The following is a 16,387-nucleotide window of genomic DNA, read 5'->3' on the forward strand; positions in this document are numbered from 1 at the left end:
TAATTTTGTAAACATGGTAGTTTACCTCCTTTTGAGTTTTTTGTAACTTAAACCTTTAGGTTTGAGGTTTTCAAGGTTTAAGCCTTGAGCTACAGTTTCTTCTCCACCTCCTTTTTATTTTAAAGTTTTCAATAAACCTTTTTAAACCTCTTTGATAATAAGTTACTGCAAACCTTATGCCAAATTTATTTTTATAAGTAAAAACAATTAGTTAGAATTTAATGGATTTTATCGGGAGACAAATCTGACAAAAATTGTTATTAGTGAGACAATAATTGTCACGAAATCCCTTGACGGAAGCGTCCATTTTCCTTTAATCGGTCATTTTAAATAAAAAATGCAAGAATCCTTTAATGTCCCTTTTAAGACATTTGAAAGCCGTATCAAGTTTCTTTGCAAGAGATAAGACCTTCTCTGGTTTTATGTTGAAGGTGTAAATATTTCTTGCAAGATGCCTGAATTTACGAAAATCGTCTAATAAGTCATAAGTTTTCACGCTAATAACAGGCGGCCTGAGATTTCTTACATCCCTGGTCATATTTTTGAGAAGAATGCTGTGCCACCTTTCTCCCTCAGGCAAACCTTCTTCTGTTGCCGCGCAAATCATCTTGAGTATCTCTTCAACAGCCATGTAAAAGTTTTCTATGTTATGAGAGATACTATCTATGTATACTTCATAAGCGCCGTCTGAAGATGACGGAAGGTTATCCATTCTCACTTTTATGATTTCCGCAATCCTTCTTACATTTTCCAGTTCCTCGGACAACTCTGTTTCAAACCGCAGAATCTCTTCCTTCTTAAACAAGGACGCCCTCCCTTTCGATCTTTTGCCTCACCGTCGGCAAAGTCTCCTCCATGTCTACAAGGTCAAATGGTATGTCACCCAATATTTCTTCTATAAGTCCAATAGCCTTAAAATATGCATTAGAAGACAACCCCTCTACGGCAATATCAACATCCGAACCCCTGCGAAACCTCCCTGTTGCAAGGGACCCAAACAAGACAACTCGTTTCCCTCCAATTCTTTTTATCGCAATTGCGCACTCTTTAACCTTTTCCATTAACCGGATACGTCTTAACATTAGCATCTCCTCTTCCAGACGCCTTCGATTATCCCATGCCTTTTTATATTTGTCCGCTTCCATATTGACTCCCTTTGGATATGTTCTTTTTCCTAAATCTTTATCCGGACAGAATTACCCTGCCGCCGCCCGATGGCCATTTTTTCAGCGCTGGAATAAGGCCAATATAGCAATTAAAGAACCTCCCTTTTCAGGTATGAGATAAAGACAGGATATAGTTCCTGTTACGGATGAGCCGAAAAGAAAGGCAAAGACCACATCGTCCCTCTTTTCAAAATAGGTTTTGAGGGGCTTTAACAATGTATCAGGCAAATTCTGTTTCATAAATTTTATCCTTGCCTTTTTGTATCACAAACTTGCTACCCTGTCCATAAGAATCCCCACCAAGTATGTTTACTCTATTCCATATTTGTCCAGCTTATACCTCATAGAGTGGACAAAGCCCACCCTACTTTCTTCCTACTCCAAACCAAGCACCCGCTTAATCCCATTTTCAATCATAGGCCATTCATTTCCTGGAATCTCACCTATCTTCTTTTTTAATCTGGATTTATGAATCGGGCCAATGGATTCGCATTTTGCATAACTTTTTTGTTTCAGTCCTGTAGCTGATTCGTCTTCTAACAAAGGGATTCTTAAAGGGCCCGGCTTCGTTGTTACAGGGATAAGAATGACATCCGGACAGAGATCATTAATTGGGTCGATGCTTGCAACAATGGCCGGCCTGGGTTTTGGATTGGCCAATAATTCTACTATCCACACTTCTCCCCGTCTTATTCGCTCCACATAGCCTCCTCTACAGTGGATTCCCATGATTCCCGCTCTGCCTTTTCATCATCCCCCTCTTTGCAGCCGGATAGCAGGCTGCGAAGTTTCTTTTCTTCCTTTATTCGTTTGACTTTTTGTAAAAGACGTTCCAGTTTTTCTGAACGGCTTTCACCTGGCAAAGAGTCGAGGAAATTGATTAGAGGTTTTTCAATGGTAGTTGATAGCTTAGCCTTCATAATTGTTTATCCTCCTTTATAGAAGATATTATATCTTCTTTATAAGAATATTGCAAGGATGATTTTTCTGTCTACTCTATCCCGTATTTGTCCAGCTTGTACCTCATAGACCTGAAACTCATACCCAGCAGTTCTGCCGCTTTTTTCTTTACACCGCCTGCCTTTTTAAGGGCGTCTATTATAATTGCCTTCTCGTAATCTTCTACATTCTTTTCCAGATTAAAACCCTCTTGCGGAATCTCAATTTTAGGCTGAAGGCTTTCGTCTAAGGCGGAAGCTGAAAGTTCTTTCTCTGACACTTTGACTTTCTGATACTTTGCTTCTCTTTTTAAATATTCCGGCAGGCTTTCAGGCATAATGAGGGGAGTGGATTCCAGCGCAATAGCCCGCTCTATTATATTTTCAAGCTCTCTTATATTGCCCTGGTATGAGTAAGACTCAAGATAATCCATTGCCTCACGCGATATGCCCTTTATATCCTTGCCAAGCTCTTGCTTGTGTTTTTCAAAAAAGTGTTCTGCGAGAAGCCGGATATCTTCTTTCCTTTCTCTTAAGGGCGGCATATGGATTGGGATTACATTCAGTCTATAGAACAGGTCTTCCCTGAACCTTCCCTCTTTGACCTCCCTCTCAATATCCTTATTTGACGCCGCAATTATTCTCACATCCACCGATATATCTTCAATTCCGCCAACCCTTCTGAAATTTCTTTCCTGGATTACACGAAGGAGTTTTACCTGAAGCTGGATTGGAAGCTCTGTGAGCTCGTCAAGAAATATCGTGCCTTCATTTGCCACCTCAAACAAGCCGCTTTTATTCGCCGCTGCGCCGGTAAATGCGCCCTTCTGGTAACCGAACAGCTCGCTTTCAAGCAGATTTTCTGGTATCGCGCCGCAGTTTATCGGAACAAACGGCTTATCCTTTCTTATGCCCTCATAATGGATAGCCCTTGCCACAAGCTCTTTGCCTGTGCCGCTTTCGCCGGTAAGAAGGATGTTTGTCTTTGTATCCGCGACCCTTTTTATAATCTCGTATATCTCCAGCATCTTCGGACTTGTGCCGATAATGTTGCCGAAGGCATGTTTTGTCTTTAATTCCCTTTTTAAGAGGATATTCTCAGTCTCAAGCCTTTTCTTATCCAGGGCATTTCTTATGATATGCTTTACTTCGTCTATCTTGAACGGCTTTGTTATGTAGTCATACGCCCCTGCCTTCATCGCATCAATTGCAGTGTCAACTGATGCGTATGCTGTAATCATAAGGACTACAGTTTCAGGATTAATTTCTTTTATACTTTTCAAAACTTCAACGCCGCCCATGCCTTTCATCCTGACATCGCTTATTACAAGGTCATAGCTGCTGTTATTAAAGAGCCTCATTGCCTCCTCTCCGCCAGGGGCAGAACTAACTCTGTAGCCTTCCTTTTTAAGCATTATCTCAAGGAAGTCCCTTATGCCCTTTTCATCGTCAACTATGAGTATCTTCTCTTTTGACATATTTACCCCTTACTTCGTCCCGAAAACACCATCTTTACCCCATCCCCACCCTAACCCTCCCCTTGAAGGGGAGGGAGATTTTCCTCTCCCTCCGGGAGAGAATTTTCCCTCTTTTCTTCCTCTCCCTCAGGGAGAGGATTAAGGTGAGGGTGGGGTTAATTTTCATCCTCCTTTGTGAGCGAAGCTCATGCGGGTTTCACCTATTTACCATCGGCAGTGTTATTTTAAAACTCGTCCCATCGCCCTTCTTGCTTTTTACCTCTATCCTGCCATGATGACCTTCCACAATCCTGTGAACAACGGCAAGGCCAAGACCTGTGCCGAAATCACTTGTTGTAAAGAATGGGTCAAATACCCTGTTTATATCCTCTGCGTCAATGCCGCTGCCTGTATCAGAGATGGTAATCTCTGTAAATTCAGGGGTCAGGGTTCGGGGTTCGGGGGGCAACCCCTGACCCCTGACCCCTGACCCCTGACCCCTGTTTTTTTGACACCTGACCTCCAATCTTCCCCCATTGGGCATTACATGCCCTGCATTCAAAAATAGATTCCAGAATACCTGCTTTAACTGTCTGATATCGCCTTCCACTATAAGGCCGTCTTCTAATTTAATCTGAATGTCAATCCCTTTACATTCCGGGCTATTCTTAAATATTTCTATGGTTTCCATTATGATCTCATTCAGGCTAACATCAGTCATCTTAACAGCGGGTTTTGCAAACAAGAGAAAATCTGTAATAAGGGTATTCAGCCTGTCTGACTCCCTGATAATAATATCCATAAGGTGTTTATTGTCGCCGCCCAATACCACACTGTCCTTTAAGACCTGCACTGACCCGCTTATAGACGCCAGAGGATTCCTTACCTCATGCGCCATGCCTGCTGCCAACTCGCCAAGCGCCCTCAATCTATCCGCCCTTTTAAGCTGTTCCTCTATATCTTTAATCCTTGTCAAATCCTGAAATATTATTATATAGCCGCCCTCTTTCATTGGCGATACCGAAAGGCCAAGAAATATCTCTTTCCCATCCTTTCTTTTAAAGGGTTTATCTATCCTCAAATATGACTGGTCTCCTTCTAAAGATGCAACAGAATAACCCTCCTTCATCAAAAGAGGAAACACCATGTCAACTGCTTGATTGTATACCTCGCCAAGGGTATAGCCGGTAATCTTTTCCGCAGCCCTGTTAAAGGATGTTATCCTTGCATCAGCGTCTATAGTAAGTATGCCGCTGTTTATATTTTCTATAATATATTTATTTATGGCCTCAAGTTTCCTGAAATCAAACTTCTTTTCCTCAAGCTCCTTCTCTACTGTTACTGTCCTTCCTGCAAGATACCCTGTCAGAAACGCGACAGTAAAAAAGCCTATGATGTTAAGCGCCAGAGTAGCAAGTATATCCCCTCTTTCGTAACTAATGCCGCCTATTAAAATAACTTTATATTTTGCCGGAAGCGCCCTGTAAAAATCAAGGTTAACCAAAAGTCCATACGCTATGCTGCTTGCAGATGCGGCATAAAACCCGCCTTTGCGGTTAAGGAGGATGCTGGCGCTTATTATTGACAGAAAATAGAGGAATGATAAAAAACTTTCCAGTCCGCCTGTCACATACACAGTGGCTGTGATAAGGAATATATCGCCGAATATCTGGATGTATGCAAATACCTTTGCATTTTTAATCCATCTGAATATAACCGAATATATAATCGTAAAGAAGCAGGTAATAATTACAATTGCATACAACGGATATATGTTTGTTTGAAACGGCGAGGAACCCTTCAACTGAAACCACGCAGAAACCCCGGTGAATAGAACAACCAGCGCCACCCTCAAGACCATCAGCCATTTGAGTCGGGTTTTTAAGATGATATATAGGGAAGGTTGGGTAGGCATCTTAAGAGAGAGTCAAAGAGTCAGAGAGTCAAAGGGATAAAGTTTTTGCTTTGACTCTCTGACTCTTTGATACTTTGATGCTGTCTTATCATCCTCCAACAGCGCCGGCAAGGCTGAATATAGGCAGATACAACGCAATAATCAGACCTCCAACAGTCACACCGAGGAAGGCCATAAATACCGGTTCTATGAGGGACATCAATGTATCCACTGCCTGGTCCACCTCTTCTTCATAGAAATCCGCAATCTTGGAAAGCATGGCATCAAGTGCGCCGGTAGACTCGCCAACCGCTATCATCTGAACAACCATAGAGGGAAAAACTTTTGCTTCAGCAAGCGGCTCTGCCAGTGTTTTGCCCTGGCTAAGTGCTGTCCTTGTTTTCATAATGGCCTCTTCTATTATTTTGTTGCCTGCTGTCTTTGCGACAATCTCAAGCGCCTCAAGTATAGGCACGCCGCTTGACATCATGGTAGACATTGTCCTTGTAAATCTTGCAACAGCGGTTTTTCTTATCAGGTCTCCAAATATAGGGAGCTTTAACTTAATACCGTCCATTACTACCCTGCCTTTGGGTGTCGCATTGAACTGTTTAAGACCTATTACTATGCCTGCAATAGTCCCTATAAATATATACCAGTATGCCTTTAAAACATTGCTTAAGTTCACAACAAACTGCGTAGGCGCGGGAAGCGCCCTGCCAAAGTCTTTAAACATACCTTCAAAGATTGGCACAACAAACAAGAGCAAGCCGCCGACAATCACAACAGCAATTATAGATATTACAAGAGGATACATAAGTGCGCCTTTAATCTTGCCTTTTAATTTTTCCGCCTTTTCCATAAAGCCTGCAAGCCTGCCCAATATAGTATCCAGGATACCGCCAACCTCGCCTGCTGCAACCAGGTTTACATAAAGGTCGTCAAATATCTTTGGATGCTTGCGAAGGGCGTCGGCAAAGGTTGAGCCGCCCTCAACGCTCTTTTTTATTTCTGTCAAGGTTGTTTTAAATAGCGGATTTGGCTGCTGGCTGGAAAGTATATCAAGACACTGGACAAGCGGAAGGCCCGCATCAATCATGGTTGCAAACTGACGGGTAAAGATAACTATCTCTTTAGTTGTTACCTTGCCGCCAAATCCTGGGAGCTTTAAGGTAAAGCCCACTGCCTTTTTTTCCGCAACCTTACTTGTTATTATCTGCTGTCTTCTAATATTGGCAGTAGCAACAGCAAGGCTTGAGGCCTCTATCTCGCCTTTCCTCGGCTCACCTCTTAAGGTTTTTCCTTCGTATATAAATGTTGGCATCTTGTCGCTTCGCTCCATTGCAAATTGCAAAATGAAAATTGCAAATTGTTTTCCCGTTTTAAAATTTTCAATTCGCAATCTTCAATTTGCAATCTTCAATCTTCAATTTGCAATATCCCTCTATCTTGCCATTCCCCCCGGCCTCATACCGCCTGCATTTGACATCATCTGTCGGAGTTCATCCGGGTCCGAACTTCTGCCAATAGCCTCATCAAGAGATATAAGCCTTCTTTGATAAAGCAGCAGAAGAGATTGGTTCATTGTCTGCATGCTGAATTTGGCCTGGCCTACCTGCATCTGTGAATATATCTGGTGAACCTTGTCTTCCCTTATAAGGTTTCTTATGGCGGCATTGGGAACCATCACCTCCAGCGCCATGACCCTTCCCTTGCCATCCGCTGTTGGTATCAGGAGTTGAGACATAACACCTTCCAGAACAAAAGAGAGCTGCGCCCTTATCTGCGGCTGCTGATTCGCCGGGAATACATCAACAATCCTGTTTATGGTTTGAACGCAGGAATTGGTATGGAGGGTAGCAAGGCAGAGGTGTCCCGTCTCTGCAACAGTAAGAGCTATTTCTATGGTCTCCATATCCCGCAGCTCACCAAGCAGAACAACATCCGGATCCTGCCGCAACACATGCTTCAATGCCTTTTTAAAGCTGCTGGTATCCGCGCCAACCTCTCTTTGGTTCACGAGGGCCTTTTTAGATGGATGGAGATATTCGATAGGATCTTCAATGGTTATGATGTGCTCTTCCCTTTCCTCGTTTATCTTGTTTATCATGGCAGCAAGGGTTGTGGTCTTGCCGCTGCCTGTAGGGCCTGTCACAAGGATAAGCCCCCGCGGCTTTTTAGAAAGCTCTTCTACAATAGGCGGCAGACCGAGCTCCTGAAATGTCTTTATCTTAAAAGGAATTGTCCTGAAAACACCCCCTGTTGCCCCCCTTTGAACAAACAGATTGCCCCTGAATCTGGACAAGCCCTTTAAACCAAATGAGAAATCAAGCTCATTTCCCTCTTCAAATGTGTGTTTTTGGGCATCGGTTAACACGGTATATGTCATCTGTTTCGTATCAACAGGGGTCAAAGGCGGAAGTTGTTCCAGCGGCAAAAGTTTGCCGTTTACCCTTATCCTCGGCGGCGAGCCAGCTGTTATATGCAGGTCAGAACCTCCCTTGTCTATCATAACCTTCAAAAGGTCCTGAAGTGGCGGCATCTTTTTTTGTTCTGTGGCTGCTTCCATTATATCTCCCTCTTTATAGAGTCAAAGAGTCAGAGGGTCCAAGAGTCAAAGTTTTTACCTCTGACTCTATGACCCTTTGACACTCTGACACTGTACTTTTAATCCGCCATTGTCGCCCTTACTACTTCCTCTATTGTTGTCACGCCCTCTTTTATCTTTGTGATTCCGCTCATCCTCAGGCTCTTCATCCCTTCCTTTATAGCGCCCCTTTTTAATTCAGCGGATGATGCGCCGTTAAGCACAAGCTCTTTTAATCCCTCTGTCATGGGCATAACCTCGTAAAGCGCTATCCTCCCTTTGCATCCTGTGCCACCGCATGTTGCGCAGCCCTTTCCATGAAAACATTTAAATGTCTTTGCCTCTTCAGGAGGAACGCCGATCTCTATCAATGCCTGAGGCGGCACATGTATCTCCTCTTTGCAGTCCTTGCATATCTTTCTTGCAAGCCTCTGCGCCAGTATAAGGTTTGTGGCTGAAGAAATAAGAAACGGCTCTATACCCATGTTTAAAAGCCTGTTTATTGTGGACGGCGCGTCGTTTGTATGAAGCGTGGAAAGAACCATGTGGCCTGTAAGCGCCGCCTTAACGGCTATTTCAGCGGTCTCAAAATCCCTTATCTCTCCGACCATTATTATATCCGGGTCTTGTCTTAAAAATGACCTTAATGCGCTGGCAAAGTTCAAACCGATAGCCTCGTGCATCTGAACCTGGTTTATACCTGCGAGATTAAACTCTACAGGGTCTTCAGCAGTAGATATGTTATCAGAAATCTTATTTAATTCAGAAAGCGCTGAATAAAGAGTTGTTGTCTTGCCGCTTCCTGTCGGGCCTGTAACAAGAACCATACCCCAGGGTTTTTCAATCGCATCTTTAAAATCCTTCAATGCCTTCTCTTCAAACCCAAGTTTGGTCATATCAAGCTGGAGGTTGGATTTGTCGAGAAGCCTCATAACAACCTTCTCGCCGAAGAGGGTCGGAAGGACAGAAACCCTGTAATCCATCTCTTTATCCTTGCCGAGCTTCATCTTTATCCTTCCATCCTGCGGAAGCCGCCTCTCTGCAATATCAAGATTAGACATAATCTTCATCCTTGAAACAATGGCGTTCTTAAGCTTAAGCGGCGGTTTCATAACCTCTGATAAAACACCGTCCACCCTGTACCTGACCCTGAACGATTTTTCATAAGGCTCTACATGGATATCGCTTGCCCCCTTTTTAATTGCATCGGTGAGGATAATATTAACAAGCTTGACTACAGGCGCATCTTCAACTGCCTTTTTAAGATCAGCTACATCAACATCTTCCTCCTCATGCAGAATCTCCATTTCACTTTCATCAAATTCTGTCAGGACATCCCCAAGCGCCATCTCCTCCTCAGCAACAGCATAATATTTCTCTATAGCGTCTTTTATAGCCGTCTCAGAGGCAATCACTGATTCAACATTGTACCCGGTAAGAAATTTTATATCATCTATTGCAAAGATATTGGACGGATCTGCCATTGCCATAATCAAAGTGGAGCCTGTTCTGCTAATTGGAATAACCTGGTATTTCTTGGCAACATCTTCCGGAATAAGTTTGATTATTTCCGTATCTATCTCTGTGGCAGTAAGATCTACTGAAGGTATGCCGTATTGCCTGCTTAAAAAGGTTGTAAGGTCTTTTTCATTTATATAACCCAGCTTAGCCAGATTATACCCCAGCCGCCCGCCTGACGACCGCTGTTCCTCAATAGCCTTTTTAAGCTGTTCAGCGCTTAGAAGTTTTTCCCTGACTAACAGTTCACCGAGTCTATCGGCCATAATCCTGCTCCCTTTATAGTTTAAAAGTTGGTTCCCTAACCCCTCAACTCTTTTTCCACATTTTATTAGAAAGCTACCTAAATTGTCAACCTAAAAACAGACATAGACGACATTGCCTAATATCTATAGCCGCAGCTTTATGTTTGCTAACCATTCACCATCCCCTTCCTCCGGCCACAACTTTTCTTCCAGAACTTTTAACAGACTGCCCAGGGTCTCTTTGTGGGTAGCGGATACGGCCACGGCGTTGTGGCGGCGGCAAAGATTTTTTACTATATCAGGGTCAACCAAATCCTCTTTATTAAAAACAAGAAGCCTCTCAATATTATCCAGGCCTATTTCTTTTAAAACATTATCCACCACCTCAACCTGTTTCTCAAAATTAGGGCTGCTTATATCCGCAAGGTGGATAAGAAGGTCTGCGTCCTCCATCTCCTCAAGGGTTGACTTGAATGCCTTAAGAAGGTCAAGAGGCAGATGCCTGATAAATCCCACTGTATCTGTTATAACCGCATCCCTTTCCCTTGGAAATCTGAGCCTTCTGGATGCAGTATCTAAAGTCGCAAACAAAAGGTCTTCCACCTTTGTTTCGCTCTTTGTAAGGGCATTTAAAAGCGTTGTCTTCCCCACATTTGTATATCCCACAATGGATATTATGGGCACGTCGCTCTTTGCCCGGCTGCGCCTCCGCTCCAGTCTTCCGCGGCTTAAATGTTTGAGCTGTTTTTCAAGATGGCTTATCCTGTCCTGCACCCGCCGCCTGTCAACCTCAAGTTTTGTTTCACCCGGCCCCCTTCCCCCTATGCCGCCTGCCAACCTTGACATGGCGCTGCCTTTACCGGAAAGTCTTGAAAGGCGGTATTTTAATTGGGCCAGTTCCACCTGCACCTTGCCGTCTCTGCTGTGCGCCCTTCTGGCAAATATATCAAGTATAAGCTCTGTTCTGTCAATTACCTTCAGTTCTGTCACCTCGCCTATCTCACGCATCTGCGTTGGCGTCAGTTCCTGGTCAAATATTATAAGGGTTGCCTCTTTCTGAAGGGCATTTATTATGAGTTCCTTAAGCTTTCCGCTGCCCATGAGATATTTTGGACTGAGTTCCTTTGGCCTCTGAATAATCGCATCCAGCGCCGCAACATTTGCAGAGCGGGCTAATTCTTTAAGCTCCTCCATGGAAAGAAGCTGTTCTTCTCTGTCTCCTCTTGATACGCTTACAAGGATTGCCCTCTCCCTTTTATCCTTTACATCCCTTACTATAGTCCTGCCCATCTCATGTTCAATGGCCTCAGTAAATTCATCCATCTTTAAATTCAGCCTGTGAAATGATATGGGCGGATGAAGTTCATAAGTCTTGCCTTCAGGGTTTAACGGCAAAAGATGAGACATATAAATATTGCCCGGCAGACCGTCTTCAAGAACGCCTATTGCTGCCATAATGTCCAACCTGAGCAAGGCAAGGTCTGTGAGGTCATCCTGGCTTAGGGGTTCATTTTTAAGGTGGGTGTGTATGCAGCGAATACCCCTTAAATGTCTTCTTCCGAGTGGATAATCAGAGAGGACAGGTATGACAATCTCCCTTTCATCTCCAACGATTGCGCATACAACAATGCCCATGCGGTTTACAATAATGCCTATCTGTCTGCCTATTTCTCTGGAAAGCTCTGTGAGGTATCTTCCGAATTCAGGCTGGATAACGAGGCTGGGTGGAATCCGGCGCCGGTATATAAGCTGTAATTTTCTTATTTGATTGGCCTTAAGGCCTGCGGTATTTCCGTAGAGATGTGATATGAAAAAACCTCCTGATTATTGCGTATCTATTTTTGACTCAGCAATCACTGTTTATTCTCCTCTTTCTTCACTGCCCCTTTTCCCTTCCCAAATTCCTTCAATGTCTTTGCAAGCCCTTTGAGCCGTTTTGCAACAAGGAAGTTTACAGTTCCATCAGGGTATACGCCGTCAGGCTGCCTTTCTCCCGCAGCCGCTCCGGTGAGTATTTCCAAGCCCTCTTCTACTCTCTCAATCGGATAGACGGCAAACTTTCCTGTCTTCACTGTTTCAATCACCTCTTTTTTAAGCATGAGGTTTCTTACATTCTTCTTTGGTATTATCACACCCTGTTTCCCTGTAAGACCTTTTGCAGCGCAGACATCAAAGAACCCTTCTATCTTTTCATTTATCCCGCCAACAGGCTGAACCTCGCCAAACTGGTTCATTGAACCTGTTACTGCAATGCCCTGAGAAATGGGAAGACCGGAGAGGCTTGAAATAAGCGCGTAAAACTCAGTGCATGTGGCGCTGTCTCCTTCTATCTCTTCATAGAGCTGCTCAAAACAGATGGACGCAGAAAGTGTCAGAGGCGTATCCTGCGCAAACTTTTCTCCGAGATAGCTTGTTAAAATCATGAGGGCCTTATTGTGGATACGGCCGCTCATCTTTACCTCCCTCTCAATATTTACCACGCCGGCATCGCCGAGAAATGTCTTTGCCGTTATTCTTGAAGGCTTGCCGAAGGCATAATCTCCCATATCAAGCACCGCTATGCCGTTTATCTGACCTGCCACAGCGCCATCTGTGTCTATGAGGAAAGTCCCTTCTGTGATAAGTTCTCTTATTCGCTCTTCTATCCTTGAATTCCTGAAAATCCGCTCTGACACAGCCCTGTCCACATGGCCTGCTGCGACAAATTTGCCCCCATCCACCCCTGCCCAATAACTTGCCTCTCTTATTATATCCGTTATCTCGCTGAATTGCGCGGTGAGTTTTTCTTTATCATTTGCAAGCCTTGCCCCGTACTCAACAACCCGCGCTGCGCCTGTCTTGTCAAAAGGGTTAAGTCCTTCTTCTTTGCACCTTGCGGCAATAAAGGCGCCATACTTTGCTATATTTTCCGCGATTAGCGGCATCCTGTTGTCAAAGTCAGCCTTAACCTTAAACAATTTTCTATATTCATCATCAAGGCTGTAAAGCAGATAATAGATATACGGACTTCCTATCAGAACTATCTTTATGTCCACAGGTATCGGCTCCGGCTTTAACGTTGTTGTGGATACAAGTCTGTATTGTTCCCACACATCTTCCACCTTCACCTCTTTATTCTTTATCATCCGTTTCAGCGCATCATAAGCAAAAATATTCCGCAAGAGGTCAAGGGCATTAATGACAAGATAGCCGCCGTTTGCCCTTTGTATAGAGCCTGCCTTAATCATTGTAAAATCAGTCATTGCAACGCCGTACTGGACGCGGTGTTCAATCCTGCCAAAGAGATTATAATAGGTCGGGTTAGTTTCAATAACAACAGGCGCGCCCTTTGCCTCCTTATTGTTTACCAGTAGATTCACACTATATCTCTCAAAGCTTGGCTCCATCTTTGGAAGCTTAAGCCCCGGCAGGGAAAGCGCAAACTCCTCCTTTGGCCTGAAATCATCTGAATGCGCCAGCACATCTTCCTTTACCTGACTTAGATATTCAATTACATCCGGATACTGCTTGTATTTATCCAGAAGCTCATTGAGCAGAGGATTTACCACATACTGGACAACCTCTCTGTCCAGGGCATTTATCCTTTCTTTTGTCTCCTTTTCAACAACCCTTGCCTCACGGATTGTGTCGCTGAGCCTGTCCTGTAAAAACTTGCCCTCCTCCTCTATCCTTGCCTTCTCGCCTTTTGAAAGTTTCTCAAAATCTTCATGGCCAAATGTCTTGCCGTCCTTTGCCGGCAAAACAGCCAAGCCGCTCACAGTCTTTTTGAGGATAAAGCCTTTTTCCTGAGCCTTCTGCTCCAATCTGTAAAAAAGGGCCTTTGTCCTTTCCTGCTGGCCGTCCAAAATCTCATCCCTGTGCTTTTCATAATCCTTGCTCTCAAAGACCTTCGGTATATCACGTCTTAACGACTCTACCAGATCCGCCATATCAATTTTTAACCCGCCGCCAATCCCCTGCGGAAGATTTAATGCATTTGGCCTGTCAGGATCCGCAAAATTATATACATAGCACCAGTCGTCAGGAACCTTTTCATTGCCCGCCTTTTTTTCAAGCATTGCCCTGACAGTGGATGTCTTTCCTGTTCCGCTCTCGCCAAGGACATAGATATTAAAGCCGTGGCTCTCAAGCCCCAGGCCAAAATCCATTGCCCGCAAGGCCCTCTCCTGGCCGATAGTTTCCTCAAGCGGCTGGATTTCATCTGTTGTCATGAATGGAAACTGATTAGGGTCGCATGTCCAGCGCAGTTCTTCAGGCGTTAACGATTGTGGTTTTTTTGGCATAAGACCTCCGTTTAAATCTCTGTTTTGCATTTCGGACAGATAAACCTGTTTTCAATAGCTATATCATAAAGAAAACCGGGCAAGAGAAAGAAAAGCCATAAAAATATCCTTAACAGTATCTGCTTAGGCTGTGTAGACAATTTCTTTGCCTTTCCTTCGAAGCCACATTCACGACATTTTATCCAACGGTTATTATGAGACATATTCAAAGTTGTATAAACCAGCAGTAAATAGTTTCATCTAAAAATACCTTCTTTGTCATTCCGTAATCCTTTTTCTTGCCTTTCCATCTGTTCATGAATTTTTGTGATATGAGGCTGGATACCAAAAATCTCATTTTTTGTGAAAAAAGGAGTGATGTTGTCTATGTTGAGGTTGAGGTTGATGTTTGGCATTATCTACGGGTATCAGCCGTCAGAGGTACCGGCTTGTTAGATTGTGTAGTTTCTACCTGTTCGTAAGATAAGTACGGCAAACTTGCCTGCTCTCTGGCGTGCTCAATAGTCATTGCAACCAGATTGCCTGAAACATCGATGTCAATATATATGTTTTCGTTTATCTCCTTCGTCTCCGCTACTTCGTGATCAGAAAACTCTACTAGCGCAGTATCAGTATCTGAAAAATATTTGATTTTCATGGCATCCCTCCTTTAAAACTTCTATCAAAAAATGCATTATGCACTGTTTCTCCATCAGGAAGTAATACTACTCGTAGGATTTTACCCTCTTCCGCTATCTTTTTCCACTTTCTTATTCTTCCGTCTGCTTGAATTTCAGTATGGATTGGATTTTTGACGGCATCTTCAATCCACTCCATTTTTATTTTAGCACGGTCTGGTCGTTTTTTGACATAAAGAAAATATTGGGTGAATTTCATTGGAATAGTTTATATCCTAAAGTGATTTCACTTTTGATATTAAAATAAATCTCATTCCCCATCTTTTACACTAATTTTAAACAGCCTTCCGCCCCTGCTCAAGAAGAGATGCAAGATTAGTGATGAGGGTGGAATAGATTTGTGTTTTTATGCGCTTCCTCATTTTAAATTTTGAAGGTTTGATTCTTACAAAGAACTCCATTCATCGGCAGTAATTTGCCGGTCTATTATTGTTTCTACTTCTCTAATCATAAATCGTAGTTGAGGAATAGAATATTCGGCATTGGAAGGAATTGCTAAACGACATTGATTGTAAACCATGAACTGATGTCTTGTTCCTGAAAAAGGACCGTCAAAACCAATGTCCCGTAATCGCTTTATAAAATCTTTCCGCTTACACGGTGCCCACTGGCTCACGAATAGGCTCCTTGTTTAGATCAATACCTTCAATTACCGGTAAAGGATGACCAAGTTTTAATCCCACTAAAATCCAATCTTCAAGAGTTGAACGCAATTCATCCTCGCACCCGCGCAATGTAATCCCAAAAGCCAAAACCCCTTTACACGAAGGAATTCTACCGGTGAATGTGCCGTCTTCAAGTTTGTCATAGACAGCCCCTGACATAGCCTGTTCCAGATACTCACTCAAAATATAATGTATAGGCATAGTGTTCCTCCCTTTGTTCAGTCTTCAAACAAGACATATTATAACAGATTCCCTTTTGAATGTTAATCTTACCCACCCTGTTATTATTGTGGCGAGCCTGTCGAAATTCAAGATTCAAGACCCTATTTGCGCTTTGAACCAGTAAGTAGCCACCAAAGCAGTGTTCACATACCGCACTGCTGTCTTGCGCCCCTGCTTAATTAGAGAAGCAAGGTCGGTGATGAGGGTGGAATAGTTTTGTGTTTTTATGTCCTTCTTCATTTTAAATTTTGGAGGTTTGATTCTTGCTCATTTCCAACAAAAAACCTCACCTTTCAAATTTCAAGAGGGTTTTAGCAATTGTCTTTTCGTTAAAATACTCAAATTCATCAGTTCTTTTCTTGTCTTTGAGTTTCTTATTACATAAAGGAACCGCTCCGTACTCTCTTCTAAATGCCAGAACAAATGCAGCTTCAAGTTTTTTCCAAATTAAAACTTTATTTCGTGGTTTACATGAAATAACAAATGCCTCAATATGCGTTATACCATGTTTACCAAGAGCAAGCTCTCCTCTATAAACGATGCTTTGGCTAACACGTGAGGCACCTTTTTTTGTTGTTCCAATATAAATTACTTTTGACCGCTTCACTTGGTATTTGATTGGTTTATTTGCCACAAGCAGATAGATGCATTTGTCCTTCTTGAAGGCTATCCGTTTTAGTGTCATAACAATTTTTGGTGAACTAAATTTCATGTCAAACCTCTGAAATATTACTA

The 16,387-nt window shown here is 43.2% G+C and carries 18 protein-coding genes; all 18 read right to left on the reverse strand.

Annotated elements, in window-relative coordinates:
* Positions 1–313: 313 nt before the first annotated feature.
* The 18 genes from Q8P28_04800 to Q8P28_04885 all read right to left on the reverse strand — a co-directional run bounded on the left by Q8P28_04800 (position 314) and on the right by Q8P28_04885 (position 16,364).
* The gene (locus Q8P28_04800; protein MDP2682114.1) at positions 314–805 is read right to left on the reverse strand and encodes a hypothetical protein; all 492 of its coding nucleotides are present in this window, start codon (positions 803–805) and stop codon (positions 314–316) included.
* Positions 798–1,145, reverse strand: coding sequence for a nucleotidyltransferase domain-containing protein (locus tag Q8P28_04805; GenBank protein ID MDP2682115.1), 348 nt, complete (start codon positions 1,143–1,145; stop codon positions 798–800). Before Q8P28_04805 ends, Q8P28_04800 begins: the two co-directional genes overlap by 8 nt.
* A gap of 81 nt (positions 1,146–1,226) precedes the next feature.
* Positions 1,227–1,406, reverse strand: coding sequence for a hypothetical protein (locus Q8P28_04810; protein ID MDP2682116.1), 180 nt, complete (start codon positions 1,404–1,406; stop codon positions 1,227–1,229).
* A gap of 135 nt (positions 1,407–1,541) precedes the next feature.
* Complete coding sequence (locus Q8P28_04815) at positions 1,542–1,868, reverse strand: type II toxin-antitoxin system PemK/MazF family toxin (protein MDP2682117.1); 327 nt, start codon at positions 1,866–1,868, stop codon at positions 1,542–1,544.
* On the reverse strand, positions 1,856–2,086 hold the full coding sequence (locus Q8P28_04820; protein ID MDP2682118.1) for a hypothetical protein: 231 nt from the start codon (positions 2,084–2,086) through the stop codon (positions 1,856–1,858). Before Q8P28_04820 ends, Q8P28_04815 begins: the two co-directional genes overlap by 13 nt.
* 71 nt (positions 2,087–2,157) lie before the next feature.
* Positions 2,158–3,582 (reverse strand): sigma-54 dependent transcriptional regulator, encoded by a 1,425-nt coding sequence (locus Q8P28_04825; GenBank protein ID MDP2682119.1) that lies wholly within the window; start codon positions 3,580–3,582, stop codon positions 2,158–2,160.
* Positions 3,583–3,616: 34 nt separating this feature from the next.
* Positions 3,617–3,748: a hypothetical protein gene (locus tag Q8P28_04830; GenBank protein MDP2682120.1), complete on the reverse strand. Its 132-nt coding sequence runs from the start codon at positions 3,746–3,748 to the stop codon at positions 3,617–3,619.
* 30 nt (positions 3,749–3,778) lie between these two features.
* The gene (locus Q8P28_04835) at positions 3,779–5,476 is read right to left on the reverse strand and encodes an ATP-binding protein (protein MDP2682121.1); all 1,698 of its coding nucleotides are present in this window, start codon (positions 5,474–5,476) and stop codon (positions 3,779–3,781) included.
* 88 nt (positions 5,477–5,564) lie between these two features.
* Positions 5,565–6,779 (reverse strand): type II secretion system F family protein, encoded by a 1,215-nt coding sequence (locus Q8P28_04840; protein ID MDP2682122.1) that lies wholly within the window; start codon positions 6,777–6,779, stop codon positions 5,565–5,567.
* 120 nt (positions 6,780–6,899) lie between these two features.
* Positions 6,900–8,024 (reverse strand): type IV pilus twitching motility protein PilT, encoded by a 1,125-nt coding sequence (locus Q8P28_04845; protein ID MDP2682123.1) that lies wholly within the window; start codon positions 8,022–8,024, stop codon positions 6,900–6,902.
* 98 nt (positions 8,025–8,122) lie between these two features.
* A complete protein-coding gene (gene pilB / locus Q8P28_04850) occupies positions 8,123–9,826 on the reverse strand; it encodes a type IV-A pilus assembly ATPase PilB (GenBank protein ID MDP2682124.1) in 1,704 nt (567 codons plus the stop codon).
* 123 nt (positions 9,827–9,949) lie between these two features.
* Positions 9,950–11,440 carry a GTPase HflX gene (gene hflX / locus Q8P28_04855; GenBank protein MDP2682125.1) on the reverse strand — a complete coding sequence of 497 codons (1,491 nt, stop codon included), beginning with the start codon at positions 11,438–11,440 and terminating at the stop codon, positions 9,950–9,952.
* A 218-nt stretch (positions 11,441–11,658) separates the two neighbouring features.
* Positions 11,659–14,088 (reverse strand): ATP-binding protein, encoded by a 2,430-nt coding sequence (locus Q8P28_04860; protein MDP2682126.1) that lies wholly within the window; start codon positions 14,086–14,088, stop codon positions 11,659–11,661.
* A 205-nt stretch (positions 14,089–14,293) separates the two neighbouring features.
* Positions 14,294–14,425, reverse strand: a complete 132-nt coding sequence (locus Q8P28_04865) for a hypothetical protein (protein MDP2682127.1) — start codon at positions 14,423–14,425, stop codon at positions 14,294–14,296.
* Between the two features lie 57 nt (positions 14,426–14,482).
* Complete coding sequence (locus Q8P28_04870) at positions 14,483–14,725, reverse strand: DUF2283 domain-containing protein (protein MDP2682128.1); 243 nt, start codon at positions 14,723–14,725, stop codon at positions 14,483–14,485.
* On the reverse strand, positions 14,722–14,964 hold the full coding sequence (locus Q8P28_04875; GenBank protein ID MDP2682129.1) for a hypothetical protein: 243 nt from the start codon (positions 14,962–14,964) through the stop codon (positions 14,722–14,724). The genes Q8P28_04870 and Q8P28_04875 overlap by 4 nt, the downstream gene beginning before the upstream one ends.
* A 394-nt stretch (positions 14,965–15,358) precedes the next feature.
* Complete coding sequence (locus Q8P28_04880) at positions 15,359–15,631, reverse strand: type II toxin-antitoxin system HicB family antitoxin (GenBank protein MDP2682130.1); 273 nt, start codon at positions 15,629–15,631, stop codon at positions 15,359–15,361.
* Positions 15,632–15,938: 307 nt separating this feature from the next.
* Positions 15,939–16,364, reverse strand: a complete 426-nt coding sequence (locus Q8P28_04885) for a hypothetical protein (protein ID MDP2682131.1) — start codon at positions 16,362–16,364, stop codon at positions 15,939–15,941.
* Positions 16,365–16,387 lie beyond the last annotated feature (23 nt).

It is taken from the genome of Deltaproteobacteria bacterium (assembly GCA_030690165.1).
In the GTDB taxonomy this organism is placed as follows: domain Bacteria; phylum Desulfobacterota; class GWC2-55-46; order UBA9637; family UBA9637; genus JACRNJ01.